Raw genomic sequence first — 13540 nt, 5'->3', positions numbered from 1 at the left:
TTGACTCATGTCATGTCAAAGGGCAGTGTTTTATATGCAGTTTCCCGGTTCATGTTCCAGCCGGCGACGAGGCCGGAGCCGATCATTTGGTCGCTGAGGCGGGCGAGGCGGTAGGCGGGGTCGGTGTCGAGGGCTAGTTGGAGGAATTGGTGGGCTTTGCTGCCTTTGCCTTCCCACCAGTTGATGTAGCCGATGGCGGTGAGGACGGGTGCTGCGTGTTCTGCGCTGGTGCGGGTGTAGGCGTGGAGGAGTAGTTGCTGGGCCCATTCGATGCGTGACCATTGTGGGGCTGTGTCGGTCTGGGCGAACAGGACGTGCTGCATGGGTTCGTCCACGCCTGGGATGTCTGCGATGAGTCGGTCGCGGATAGTGGGGAACTGCAGGTTTGCAACCAGGGCGTGGCAGTCGTCGTCGCTCGGGAAAGTCTTGGAATCGAGCATGTCGGCCCAGAGCCTCCTGCCTTCCTGCAGCGCCGTCTCAGACTGTTGGGACCTGATGGCTTCCATGTGGTGTTCGACGGCGGTGGCCTTGGCTTCTGCCTGGCTGGTGGTTGGGAGGGTTATGCGATCGGTGGGTTCGATGAAGCTGCCGCGGTAGATGAATTCTGCGTTGATGGCGCTGGTTTGGGTGGAGCTGACGGGTAGGGCGAGGCTGGTGCCTGGTTCGCCGTCGTACGGGGAGAAAGCTGTGTCTCCGACCAAGAGTCCGTCCCGGATTGTGATGCCTTGTTCTGCGAGGACCCCGGTGAGTGCGGCGATGGTGGCGGCGTGGGGTTTGGCTGACCCGAGCCTACAGGGTTCGCTGGTGTAGACGGCAAAGAGGATGGACGCGGCGGTGGTGTCGCTGGTGAGGTAGTGGGCGACGGTGCGTGCATAGGCGAGTTCCTGGCCCGTCTGGCGGGGGAGGTCGATGCGGAGGGTTGCGCCGATGCTGTTGTCGTTCAGGGTGATGCAGACAAGGCTTTCCTGGGGCCAGAAGCCGAGGGTGTGCCCGATGAAGCTGAGGACATCTGATGGTGTTTTGATGGTGAGCTTTTCCATGATCCGTAATTCCCCTTACCCGTGCGTTGTTGTGTTTTCTGCGGTTGGTCGTGGGTGCCGTTCTGGTAGGGGACCATCCGCTGGGCTGAGGGGCCGGAGTGCAACTTGGGGGACCGGCCCTGGGGGCCGAAAACTTCCTGGTGGAGCGTGTGTCCTTCGTTCTGGAAGTTTTCGGTCGCCCGGGGTCGGCGCAGTAGCGCCCCGGTTGCGCGGAGGAACCGCCCAGCGATCATGGGACATAGCAGAATGACAGGCAGAGGTGATGCGTTTGCTTATCCATCGCCGGGCAATCGGCAGACTGCATGACTCCTGGCCGGCCCTCAAGTACGTGAAGTCGGGCGCTCGCCGTGCAGGTCAACGGGTCCGATAAGAAGCCCTAAATTGTGTGCGTCTGATGACGCCCAAAGCAGAGAAAACGGCAACTAATGCGCCGATGACGGAGACATTTAGCAAAGGCGATCGAACGCGTCCACGGGAACGCACTGCGGACCGGAATAGCTCCCGTATTCCTGCGCTCATATCAGTTCCGGCGGTCGGGCTCTCTGGCTAGGCCCCTGTTAGGATCGACGGCGACCGCCCTCTCGGTTGTAGCCGACCCGTTGTCCGAAGAAGTTTCAAGCGGTGAAAACCAGCCTGTTGACAATGTCAACACCCTTCGCCCCTGACTGGGTCGAACAGCCCTCGGACTGCTTCGAATTCCGCATGTTCCTAGAGTTTCCAGTGTTCGCAAGGGCGGGAATGCAGTTCGAGTCCCACCTCGGGCACAGTGTTTCCGCAGGTCAGAGGCTTTTTGGTCTTTTACTGTTGACAAATCTTGACACTTCTCCGGGTTTAGCGTATCCGGCCGTGGATGGTTGGTTCTTTAGCCACCGGGAAGCCCGAGACCCGTGACGGGTTCGTGCTTGGCCCACCTTTGGCTCCCAAGGAGCCCGATACGACCAGTAGATGTGCCGCCCGTGAGGTATGCCGATATGCTGAAATGCGCCGTCATTTGAGTGCCGCAGCATCAAAGTGACGTCGCGGCTATCGGCCGTGAACCGTGTTGAGGCTCGCCGTTCACGGTCAACCGTCCCTGAGTACGCCACGAGGGGCAATCAGTTCGTGAAAGTCGGCGCCAGTCAGACAGACTTGTGGCAGGTGATCGACTTTCGGTGGTAGGTGTCCTCGGGTGCGAATGCCACGAATAAATCAGGGGGAGACATGGACATCAGGACGAATAGCGAGTACTTGGACTTTCTGGCGAAGCGGCTTGGCGAGTTCTCAAAGACGTTCGAGGAGTTCATGACTCACCACATCGAAAACTCTGGCTTTGGGGGTATGGCCGTGGGGATGGCTCCGGCTGTCCTGTTGAAGGACGGCTCCGACAAGGCACGCGTCCGAGTTCTCACTGATGAACTGAACCGCCTAGCCGGTGCCCTGATGGATCTCAGCAGCGTCACTGGCGTCCGAATCGCAGTCCAGGGAGCAGGGGTGCTCGACCCCTTCGTGAATTGGCAGCGGATGCTCGAGCCGAAGCCGCTGTTAGACGCCCCTGTCGTCAGGGGCTGCTGTCTCCAGGCGGCAGGCAGGCTGGAGGGTCTCAAGGCGAAGGCCAAGGCGCTCTCGTCGCCGACCGTTGACCCTTCCCTCCTGCACCCCTTGGTGTGGGCTGCTGCTCAGCGTCTCTGGAACGACGGCCACCTCCGTCAAGCAATCGCGGCCGCCGCAGAGGCCGTCAACGGCCAGATGAAGCAGCTCACCGGCCGGAACAATGCGAGTGACACTTCTTTGTGGCAGCAGGCGTTCGCCACCGCTGACCCTCAGGAGGGTAAACCCCGACTGCGCTGGCAAGGCGATTCGGACGACCAGGACGTCAAAACGATGCAGGCCGGTCTGCTCAGTTTCGCCCCGGGAGTCAACATGGTGATCCGGAACCCGGCGACGCACGTCGCGGACGACTTCACCGAGCAAGACGGGCTCGAGCAGCTCGCCACACTGAGCGTTCTTGCCAAGTTCGTGGACCGGTGCGTGGTTGTATCCGTCGATGGCGTGACCGCCTCCGAAGCCAAGCAGGTGTTGCCCAGCCCCTTAGGCGAATTCGATCAGGTATCGATCGGCTAGATCGGCATGCAATCGGAACCAACGTATGACCTCTGGGCTACAGCAGCTGCGCGGGCCACTGCAATGACAGCGGCGAGGCAGGAGCCAAGGCGCCATCATCTTGTTCCCCGGTTCTACCTTGAACGTTGGGCTGGTGATGGGCGCGTGAGAGTCGTTGACCTTGTGCGCGGGCGGAACGCCTACGAGCTTTCTCCCGCTCAGGCCGCATTGGAAACGGACTTCTACCGACTCGATGAGCCGAACGATGAGACATCTCCGGTCTATTGGGAAGCATGGCTTTCGGAGGTTGAGGGGAAAGCGGCAGCATCCATTGCGAGCATCGATGCTGGCGGTCCTGGGGCCATGGACGATGAAGCTCATCAATGGCTCTGTTTGTTTCTGGCTGTGCAGATGACCCGCGGCCGTTTTGCGCGTCTGCGTCGTCGTGCAATGTTTGTCGAGCAGATGGCCCGGCTCCTGGAAACCGACGGACCCAAACGTATCGCCCATGAGCTGTCGGCTGCTGGCCGGTCGTTTTCTTCCAGCGGTCTCGAAGAGCTAGTTACAAATGTCGAACGCTTCCGGGCCGATCCGTCACAGCTGCCGCTTCCGCGGAAAGAAGACCTTGAGTCTTCAGCAAGAACAGCGACGCATATCGCGGGCAGCCTGATGACACGCCATGTGACCCTATACGGGACTCGACGGGCTCTTATTACTTGTGACGAGCCTGTCGTTGAGCTGCACGAGAACATGGCCAAGCCAGCGATACCGGGCGGAGTGGGGGGCACACCAATTTTGGCCTTTCCTCTCGGACCACACTCGGTGCTCGCATTGTACCGACGTGATTTGGAACCTCCCTTGGAGCCGGGATCGATGCTTACAGCGATCGAGACGATCGACCTCAACAGCTCGATCCTCGCGAATGCGCATAGCTTTGCGATCGCTACTGCCGGAGACCGCATGGCGGAGCGCCTGTACCTTCCGCCGGAGCCAGCGAGCATTCGGTCTCAGTTGATCGACTTACCCAAGTCGGATGAATCGCTATTTCGGTTCTGGACGCCCCGGCGGTGGGAGGACCAGCCCGACGCACCTGTGCGTGTGGTCAATCGGTGGTGGCCGGAACATGTGCCGCCGGCTCCTCGTCCGACTGCTGAGGAACAGAAGATAATCGACAGTTGGAGTTAGTAGTAGTCGTCGCGCGCGTAGAGGGGTGGGCGTCGCGCGGAAGTCTCGCCCACCCACCTTCGCGTGGCGAGGCTTCCAAGGGCCGCCCACGATGCGGGAAAAGCGATGGTAGTCAGAGCGGAATGATAAGCCGCTAGGCAGCTTTCTCTCCTTCGTTTGAGCGCACAGCTGCTGGCTCCGACGCACCAGCTCCAAATGTCCGATCTCCGGCGCTCCTACAAGATCTCTCGGGCGGCGACTCCTGGTGCCCGCGTTTGGTTTTAGCTGCGAGCCTACTTCTCTAGAAACCTTCCCGTCGGAGTCTATTCGCTCGGTACATAACGCCGTGGTTACGGTCCATCCGTCTCAGCCGAAGACGGTTCGCTTTACTCCACCAGCGGTATGCCTTCTTCGTCCTTTTGAAGGAGGCGTGGGCTTGTTTGTGCGCTTCACGTAGTTGAATTACCTCCCGGTCAATGATGTTTATGCAGGTCCCGCTGGGAGTGGTTCGAAAGACGCCGTCCGGATTCATGAGAATGCGTTCGCAAGCTTCGAGGGCTTTCTCATGCTTAACACTTTGTAGGACGGACAGCTTCGTCCGATATGCCTTACGTCGTATTTTGCTGGCACGGCGGGCCTTCCTAACTTTTAGCACTCCACTGCCTTGTGCGATGAAGAGGGCGTTGTAGACCGGCCACATAACTGCACCGAAGGCAGCGGTCGTAATCGAGAGGATTGCAAAGTCTGCATTTTGGTCAGTGTTACTGGATGACTCACCCCAGTCCTTCAGCACATGTATGGCGGTAATCGTGGAAGCGAACAAGCATGCCAGACAAATAAACATGTATGTGATAAGCGTGTTGCGGATGAACGCGTGGAATTGCGGCCACCTGTTGGTTCTGAGTTCCACCACGAGTGTAAGAGCAAGCAGTGGGGCTAAGGTCACCACCGCTTCCCAGAACGCTGTCTCTTTTTCCAATGCATTTCCCGCCTCTCAATTCCAGTCTGATGCTAGAGCACCGACAGTGGTTACCTTGAATCTGATGCGGGTCGACGCTTTGCCCGCGGTGGGCCGCGAAAAAAGCGCCTGGCTTGTCTTTCACCAACTATCGGGCTTCCGGGTGTTCCGGACGGCTCTGCCAGTGGTCGCGATCCCGATTGGCCTTATTCCTGAGACGACACGCTGCGATGTCGCAGGCCGCCCATATCCTCGAGTACCGTGAAACATCGACCTGGACGTACCCAAGCGCGCGAATGAGACGAATGGCAGCATGACCCCACATACCGCTAGTAACAAAGAAAACGGCGCCCTCGCCGACGAGCTATGGTCATGAATGGACCCCGCCTGATAGGCCAGCTATTCAAGGTGCTTCGTGTAGACGCCGACGATGCGACTATCCATTTCCAGACTCAGAACGGGAACGTCGGACGCGTTTCTGGTCTGCAGAACACGCAAAACGTTGAGGTCGGCGACGTATTGTTGGTCGGCCAGAATGACTGGGAGTTTGCCCCCCACGACCTTTGGCATCAGGCAAACCAGATTACAACGGTCAGGCGAGTCCTTGATGACGGCTCCGTGCTTGTGGACAGCGGCGTTGGCTTCCAGAGGGTAACGAATCCCACTGCACTGGAACTCGCTGCGGGCAATATGGTGGAGTTGAATGATGCGCAAGGTGTGCTTTCCGTCGTATCAGAGCGTCCCATCAGGAGCGGCATCTTCGGCAATGAGAATGAGAACGTCGAAGCCGAATACCTTGTTGACAAAGCAGACGAAGGACCCACGTTCCAAGACTTCGGCGGCTACCCAGAAGTCATCGCGCGTGCCGAGGAACTAATCGAGACCCAACTTGAGCGTCGCGAACAACTGGACGCCATCGGGGCGAGACCGGTCAAAGGTATTCTATTCACCGGTCCTCCGGGTACCGGAAAGACTCATTTGGCCCGAATCATTGCACGCGAGTCAAAGGCCGAGTTTTACCTCATCAGTGGGCCGTCGATTGTAAGCAAGTTTGTTGGAGACACTGAGGACACGCTGCGACGGATCTTCGATGCAGCGGCGAATGCAAGGAGCGGCAGGGCCATCATCTTCTTCGACGAGATTGACAGTATTGCGGAAAAACGGACCGGCGAGTCGCACGAGGCTTCGAAGCGTCTGGTGGCCCAGCTTCTGACGCTCATGGATGGCTTCGACGATAAGGGCAAAAGCGTGGTCGTCATAGCGGCAACCAACCGAGCCGACGCGCTCGACCCGGCCTTAACTCGCCCCGGTCGGTTTGACTGGGAGATCGAGTTCGGTCTTCCGACCGTCGCAGACCGCTATGAGATTCTCAAGGTTCGTGCCAGCCAACTGAGGACTTCGGGCGAGCTTCCACTCGAGGACATAGCGGCACTGTCCGAAGGTTGGTCGGCGGCCGACCTGACATCGATCTGGACAGAAGCGGCACTCTTGGCCGCCGGCGACTCACGAGAGGTGCTTGCGGCCGAGGACGTTGCCCAGGCCTTTGAACGCGTGGCTCTGAGGCCGCGACGCGTCACTGGAATTGAGGTCGCGGCGTGAGCGGGCCGAAATGGTGGCGACGACTTTGGGACCAGCCAGTCGCTGTCGAACCGGAAAGCAATGTCGTCGCTCCAGACAAACCGGACTTGCGCGAGTTTGTCTACCTGGACGAGGTGAGCCTTCGCAGCTTGCTTTCATCACAGAAAGGCGGCGTCACTGATTCAACCTCCGAACAGGCCACGGACGCACGCGAAGCAGCCCTCGTGGGTACGGTTGGGGTGAATTCGCCCCTCCTCGCAAAAGCCGAACTTGAATCTCGGTATCAGACCAGCAACAGCAGCACGATTCAGACCTCCCGTAAAGCCAACGTACAGTCATGGTTCCGAGAGCTTCATGAAATCAAGGGTCTGCGGCTCATCGAGCTAGTGAAGTCGTCGACAGCCGCCAAGGACTTGGCGGCCCTCAAAGGCGTCGGAGAACCATCCCTGTTCGCTGCAGCTGATGAACTGCAGCGCGGTGCGCTCGTCGAATATCGTGTCCGCTTGTCCGCCGACCCTGTCTTTCACCTTGGGACGATGGTCTCCGAGATCTCCGGCATGGCCGAAGACCATCCGGAGATGTTTACGGCAGGGAATGGACTTGCTTCCCTGAGCGAAGTGCAGCCAATCAACAAGATCCTCCAGAGGTTACTCGCTGGGCTCATCCCGATCCGCGCAACTGTGGTTGATTATGTAGTCGTCGAACTCGACGGGACTGAGTACGTCGCTCATAAGGAGCTAATTCAAGGACTCAATCTCGCGACCAAGCCGCTCCAGGTCGTCGGGGTCACGGAGCACCTCGCCTACTGGAAGGATATTCGTCGAGTCCTGTTCTCCGAGGCAGAGTTCACAATGCTCTGCCGTGTCTCTAGGCCGGGGCTACATGACAGTTGGACGCCGGTGAAGTTGGCCGATCTCTTCCGCTCAGTCACACCTGACTTGGTTGAAAAGATCAACGCGGCCGGCCAAGGCCCGTTCGGTGCGGCCGGTATGGGCCGTGCGGAGAACGTCAACGAAGTTCGGCTCGGGGCAGCTCTTCGCGCCTATTCCGAGGCGGTTCTAGCCGACATCGAAAAGCAACCGACAGACGACCAGGCAGCCGCAATTGAGCTGCTTATCGCAAAACTGAAGCCGAACGCTACAGCGGTGTCAGGGCAACGAGCCGCGTTCGGCGCGATAACAGACGCATTGGAGGAGTTGTTCGCGTATCGTCCCGAGCCCGCTCGCGCTCTCTTGCTACGTGACGCGGCCCGGCAGGAGGCCGGACTGTCACTGTTCCCAGCGCTAACTTCGGCCGAAACTACAACGGCGTCAGCCCAGGCAACTACTGACTCAGCAGATGAGCCGCGCCTCCTCGACGTCGATGTCGTCGCCATCTACTGGTAGGTCGAACGCGAGATCAAGGGAGCCGTGGATAGGCCGCAGATAGCCCCGCCACGGTATGTGCGGGAAACATTGCAGTAGCCGCTCTGGACCGTTTACTCAAGCGTTGCTGCGCGGTCCAGCGTCGGGGTCGCATCGGGCTATTGACGCCTCGGGCTCCTGCAATGTCCGGAGGTCGTCCACCGCGGGACTTACATCGGGGATCCATGCCCGGGAAGTCGAACGGAGTTGCTCAAGATCTCGCAGGAAGAGGTGTTGACAATGTCAACAGATTTCTCCTCGGTCCGGGTCGTACAGCCCCCGAACTGCCTGGGATACCGGGTGTCTTTGCGGCTTCCCCGTGTTTGCAAGGGCGGGAATGCAGTTCGAGTCCCACCTCGGGCACATGTTTTCCCTGTTCAGGGGCTTGTGAGCCGCTGAGTGTGTACAAATCTTCTTTATGGGCCCCTACGGGGGCCCATTTTTGTTGGCGGCCGTTGCGGTCTGGCGGCTCCTTCTCTGGACCTGGACAGCGGTGTTGCTGTGTACCCCTTCATGGCCGGGAGCGACTGGAACTGCATGACTTGCGGTGGCTTGGGATCAAATCCTCATGGTCATCTCTGTCGGCAGCCGGAACCCCTGGGAAACTCCGTCAATTCCTCGATGAGATGAACCGATCGAGTTCGGTGACGACCAGGGTACCGCCGGCCCGGACAGCCGCCAGGGCTTCGTTCAGTCCCGGCCGTTCCCGTTCCTTCCGGTCACGCCGCGGTCACCATTGATCAGGCCCTCGGGGACGCCCAGACCCGTAAGCGGATTGAGCTGCTTTGCCAGGTCTTGTTCGTTGGGGGAGACCCGGGCGTAGCCGATGATTTGCGCGGCCAGGTGCAACTGTCTGGATTGTCCAACCTGAGCGGGACAGTTTCGGGCCGGCTATACGCGAATCCAGGTTTCCAGTATCTGTATCGGATTCTCGCAGCGCCAGTGAGGGCCCCGCGGTGTTGTCTCAGGATCGATCGTTTCGACACAAAGTGCGGACAGATAGACCGCCAGCCTCGGAACAGCATGGGCTAAGCAGCCCGCCTATTGCGCATGGGTACGCTTCGATGAAGATCCATTGAGCGCGAAGAAGGGCACGCTCCGTGACCCGCAGACGGCTCGCGGCCGGGAACCCGGCGCCTCTCAACAAGCGCTGCCCGGCTTGAGGGGAAACCTCCCAGACCGGCCCCGCCGAGACCAACATTTCAGGCCGGAAGAGTCTGCGATCCGGACGCTGATCGATGCGCAGCCTTGGCCAGAGGGCGTCTTACGGGGTCTACCCGACGATCTGGATTGCCGCCGGCTGCGGGAAACGGGACTTCGAGGTCCTTGCCACTGGCCCACCGCCGCGGTCCTTGGGCTCCTGGTTGTACGGCGGCAGCTATGTTGCGGACGGCGTTTGTGGGATGTTGGAGCCGTGGACCCAGTAGTGGAATGGGGAAGAGGCACATGAGCGGTACAGGTCGTGACGCCATTCCGGCGGAAGTCAGGAGGCAGGGACCGGAGACGCGGACCAGTAGCAGGTTGACTAAATGGCTGCTGGAGGACCGGGTCCAGCCCGTCGTCGGACCCGAAGCGCATGAGGACCAGGGCCGCCCCCAGGCCTGGTGGAAGGTCATGTGCCTGACAGGGGTGGATTACTTCTCCACGCTGTCTTACCTTCCGGCGATAGCTGCCTTGGCGGCCGGGGCGTTGTCACCGCTCGCCACGCTGCTGATTGTGGCCCTCACTCTCCTGGGTATGCTGCCGATGTATCGCAGGGTCGCCGAAGAGAGCCCGCACGGCCAGGGGTCGGTGGCGATGCTGGAACATCTCCTGCCGTTCTGGCGCGGAAAAATTTTCGTCCTGATCCTGCTCGGGTTCGTGGCCACCTCCTGGATCATCACCATCACCCTCTCTTCGGCGGATGCCACGGTGCACATGCTGGAAAATCCGTACCTGCCCGGTTTTCTGCACGGTCAGGCCGTGCCAATCACGGTGGCGCTGCTGTTGATTTTGGGCGGTGTCTTCCTTCTCGGCTTCAGCGAGGCCGTAGTAGTTGCCATCCCCCTGGTGGCCGTGTTCCTGTTCCTGAACGCCGTTGTCATCGGTGCCGGATTGATCAGGGTGGTCAATGACCCTGCCGCCCTGGCGGCCTGGACCGGGGACCTGTCCGCACTGGGTGGCCCCGGAGCCATCCTGGGACCGGCGTTGATTGCCTTCCCGCTGCTCGTCCTTGGGCTGTCCGGCTTCGAGACCGGCGTCAGCATGATGCCGCTGGTCGCGGCCCAAGGCAAGACCCCTGAGGAACGCCTCGCCTCCCGGATCAAGAACACCCGTAAGCTGCTGACGGCAGCGGCGGCCATCATGAGCGTGTACCTCCTTGGCAGCAGTTTCGTCACCACGGTGCTGATCCCCGCACAAGAGTTTGAGCCCGGAGGCCAGGCCAACGGACGCGCCCTGGCGTATCTCGCCCACGAGATGCTGGGCAGCACCTTCGGGACCGTCTATGACGTCAGCAGCATCCTGATCCTCTGGTTCGCCGGTGCCTCCGCCATGGCAGGGCTGATCAACATCGTTCCGCGTTACCTTCCCTCTTACGGTATGGCCCCCGAATGGGGCCGGGCGGTCCGGCCCGTGGTGCTCGTCTACACGGCCGTCTGCATCCTGATCACCATTGCCTTCCACGCCGACGTCAACGCGCAGGCCGGTGCATACGCCACCGGGGTCCTGGCCATGATGGTCTCCGGCTCAGTCGCAGTGACCATCTCCGCCCACCGGCGCCGGCAACGCCGGGCAACCCTCGCCTTCGCGCTGCTTTGCCTGATCCTGCTCTACGCGTTGGTCGCCAACATCATTGAAAAGCCGGACGGACTCACCATCTCCACCTTTTTCATCCTCGGCATTGTGGCTATTTCCTTGGTCTCCCGCGTCGCACGGACGACCGAGCTCCGGGCCGACGTGATCCGGTTCGACGACAATGCCCGACGCTTCATCGCGGACTCTCTGGACTATGACGGCGCGCTGGACCTGATCGCCAACCGCCGCCAGGCCGGGGACGTTCAGGAATACGCGGAGAAGGAACAGGACCAGCGCGGCCAGAACGCAGTCCCCGGAACCGCGGACATCATCTTTGTCGAGATCGACATCATCGATCCGTCCAACTTCGGCGGCGCGCTCGACGTCAAAGGGGTCGAAGTGAACGGCTTCCGGATATTGCGCGCCGAAAGCCCGGCAGCGCCCAACGCCATCGCCGCCATCCTCCTGGCACTACGGGACACCACAGGGGTCATTCCGCACGCCTATTTCGAGTGGTCGGAAGGCAGCCCTTTGGCCCACCTGATGCGCTACCTCCTCCTGGGCCGCGGCGACACGCCGCCCGTGGTGCGCGAGATCCTGCGGAAACACGAACCCGATCCCGCCCGCAGGCCACGCATCCACGTCGGATAAGCGGTTGTCCAGGCTAACTGCCGTCATTCGGTGGGGATGCGTGGCCGGGGAATAGTCGATGCCGGCGAGCGGGCTTGGTCCAGCGCCACTCGTAGGGGCCCCTCATGGGACCCTATGCATTGCGGACTTCGTTCTGTCACTGGCGCGGTAGGTGGCCTGTCCAGGCAGGCTGCCCGCCACGCATTCCCGCCGAGTGTGACGGCGGCCGTGCGGCGTCCTTGACCCCCGCGTCTTACTAGCGACGCGGGCGATCTCTTGAAAGAGAAGAGCTCGAGCGAGCCCGGTACGTTCGCGGTCCCGCGTCTGGCAAGGCGGATTCCCCCCGCTCCTTGTCCCGGAACAGGACCCCGTTATTGGATTCACCGGCAGGGGCGGCTCCAGCCAGCGTGCGGGCCTTCGGGCGGCCGCTGTTTTTGGCGGCGTGGACCGGCGGGCGATCCGTAGTTCACGGTCCAGGACCAGGCCGGCCACGACTTCGGAGAGCCGGGTCACCGGTCCGATGATTGCACCGCAGACGACTTCCAGTTTCCCGGCGCTGCAGTTTCAGCCAGTTCCTCCCGGAACCACGGGCACTGCCTTAGGGCCGTCCGCTGGCGCGGCCGGCCGCCGGGGTCCAGCGCGCAGAGGAGGGAAGCCCCTTGGGTCGAGGAGGCTTAGCCCAGCAGGGAGACGGCGTGGGCGATTACGAGGGCCAGGAGGACGAATCCTCCGGCGGCTTCGAGTCCCATCATCATCTTGGCCCGCGGTGACAGGGGCATGGTGTCGGTGGGGCTGAAGGCCATGGAGTTGGACAAGGAGAAGTAGGTGTAGTCGACGAAGGATGCGACCCAGCCGCTCTTGACTGAGGACCGCGTCGCAACTTCCGTGACGGCGTCGTGGTCTTCGTCCTGGGGAAACCGGAAGTCGGCAGCCGGCAGGTTGTTCCGGTGGGTGTTCCGCCGTGCGACCGGTCCACCGCGGTCCAGTTCCCAGAAGACCAGGGCGAAGGCGATGACATTTGTTACCCAGATCTGAACTGCTGCCAGAAGGAGCGTGCGCCCGTCACCGCTGCCGGAGTCCGTCAGCAGAATGATCAACTGCACCAGGGCGACGCCGTTCGCGGCGACGAGGAGAAGGGCCTGGCCAGTGGCTAATCGTTTGGACCAGCGTGTCTCCTTGTGCAGGCGGCGGGGGTTGAGGATCAGCAGGGGAATCAGCATCACGAGGCCGATTCCCACCACCGCGTAGCGCATGGCCGGCAGGAAGGCGCTGGGAAGGGCGGCATAGAGGCCCAGCGCGATGAGCAGCCCGATGACGGCCGGCCAGCGGTGCTCGGCGCCGTCCTTCAGGTTTGCAGTCTCAGACATCCATCGAGTCTAGGCAAAGCCGCGGTGCATCCGCGCCAGGGCGCACACTGAGCCGAGAGCAAATGCATCAGCTAACCCAAGCCTCGGCCCAACAAGGCAACCCGGCCGTCATCGAGAGCGGCGGCGATAACTAGTCCTTGTCGAGTTCGTCGAGGAGGGACTTCGCTGCCTTGGCGATGTCGTCGTGGTCGTTCTGGGCGGCCCGGCTCTCGATGGCAAGAATGGCGCAGCGGTGCAGCCGCCGGAAATCGCCAAGGGGAAAGCTGTAGCGTCCCTTGGTGTCGTGGGTTTTCTCGGTGTCTTCGCCCAGATGCCAGGTGCCGTACTCCGTGTAGCCGTGTTTGGCGATGAACGCGTTTTCCTTCTCGGTGTCGGGGGCGTGTTCGCTCCAGTCCTCACGGGCGTCCCGGGCGATTCTGGCGTCCTTGATCAGCTGACGGGCATGGCGCAGGGCGGCGTCATTGATTCTGATTGTCATGGATGGCTTCCGCTCTGTCGGACGATTCGGGTCGGGGACCGGACGGGGGCTGCACAGCCCCCGGGGCC

10 protein-coding genes are annotated in these 13540 nt (G+C 61.2%); 5 read left to right on the top strand and 5 right to left on the bottom strand.

Annotation, left to right across the window (positions count from 1 at the left end):
* Window positions 1-5 precede the first annotated feature (5 nt).
* Window positions 6-1040, bottom strand: coding sequence for a DUF4192 domain-containing protein (locus tag AC1DDO_RS14755; protein ID WP_476964299.1), 1035 nt, complete (start codon window positions 1038-1040; stop codon window positions 6-8).
* A gap of 1200 nt (window positions 1041-2240) precedes the next feature.
* Between AC1DDO_RS14755 and AC1DDO_RS14750 the strand changes: the two genes are divergently transcribed.
* The 4 genes from AC1DDO_RS14750 to AC1DDO_RS14735 all read left to right on the top strand — a co-directional run bounded on the left by AC1DDO_RS14750 (window position 2241) and on the right by AC1DDO_RS14735 (window position 8204).
* Window positions 2241-3140 (top strand): TIGR02391 family protein, encoded by a 900-nt coding sequence (locus AC1DDO_RS14750; RefSeq protein WP_476972169.1) that lies wholly within the window; start codon window positions 2241-2243, stop codon window positions 3138-3140.
* Between the two features lie 6 nt (window positions 3141-3146).
* On the top strand, window positions 3147-4304 hold the full coding sequence (locus AC1DDO_RS14745; RefSeq protein WP_476972168.1) for a DUF4238 domain-containing protein: 1158 nt from the start codon (window positions 3147-3149) through the stop codon (window positions 4302-4304).
* Between the two features lie 1309 nt (window positions 4305-5613).
* Window positions 5614-6840 (top strand): ATP-binding protein, encoded by a 1227-nt coding sequence (locus AC1DDO_RS14740; protein ID WP_476972167.1) that lies wholly within the window; start codon window positions 5614-5616, stop codon window positions 6838-6840.
* Window positions 6837-8204 (top strand): DUF6414 family protein, encoded by a 1368-nt coding sequence (locus tag AC1DDO_RS14735; protein ID WP_476972166.1) that lies wholly within the window; start codon window positions 6837-6839, stop codon window positions 8202-8204. Before AC1DDO_RS14740 ends, AC1DDO_RS14735 begins: the two co-directional genes overlap by 4 nt.
* 628 nt (window positions 8205-8832) lie before the next feature.
* On the opposite strand, the gene AC1DDO_RS14730 is transcribed toward AC1DDO_RS14735, so the two are convergent.
* Together AC1DDO_RS14730 and AC1DDO_RS14725 are read right to left on the bottom strand one after the other, a co-directional pair.
* Window positions 8833-8904, bottom strand: a complete 72-nt coding sequence (locus tag AC1DDO_RS14730; RefSeq protein WP_476972174.1) for a hypothetical protein — start codon at window positions 8902-8904, stop codon at window positions 8833-8835.
* Between the two features lie 8 nt (window positions 8905-8912).
* On the bottom strand, window positions 8913-9071 hold the full coding sequence (locus AC1DDO_RS14725) for a hypothetical protein (RefSeq protein WP_476868245.1): 159 nt from the start codon (window positions 9069-9071) through the stop codon (window positions 8913-8915).
* Between the two features lie 597 nt (window positions 9072-9668).
* Here AC1DDO_RS14725 and AC1DDO_RS14720 point away from each other — a divergent pair.
* Window positions 9669-11648, top strand: a complete 1980-nt coding sequence (locus AC1DDO_RS14720) for an APC family permease (protein ID WP_476868246.1) — start codon at window positions 9669-9671, stop codon at window positions 11646-11648.
* A 653-nt stretch (window positions 11649-12301) separates the two neighbouring features.
* Here the strand turns inward: AC1DDO_RS14720 and AC1DDO_RS14715 are convergent.
* On the bottom strand, window positions 12302-12994 hold the full coding sequence (locus AC1DDO_RS14715) for a hypothetical protein (RefSeq protein WP_476868247.1): 693 nt from the start codon (window positions 12992-12994) through the stop codon (window positions 12302-12304).
* Window positions 12995-13124: 130 nt separating this feature from the next.
* Entirely contained in the window at window positions 13125-13472 is a 348-nt protein-coding gene (locus AC1DDO_RS14710; RefSeq protein WP_476868248.1) for a hypothetical protein, read from the bottom strand.
* Window positions 13473-13540 lie beyond the last annotated feature (68 nt).

This window comes from Arthrobacter sp. 10N43 (assembly GCF_056394525.1).
The sequence above is the reverse complement of the archived record's forward strand: the minus strand, read 5'-3'. Positions and strand labels throughout refer to the sequence as shown.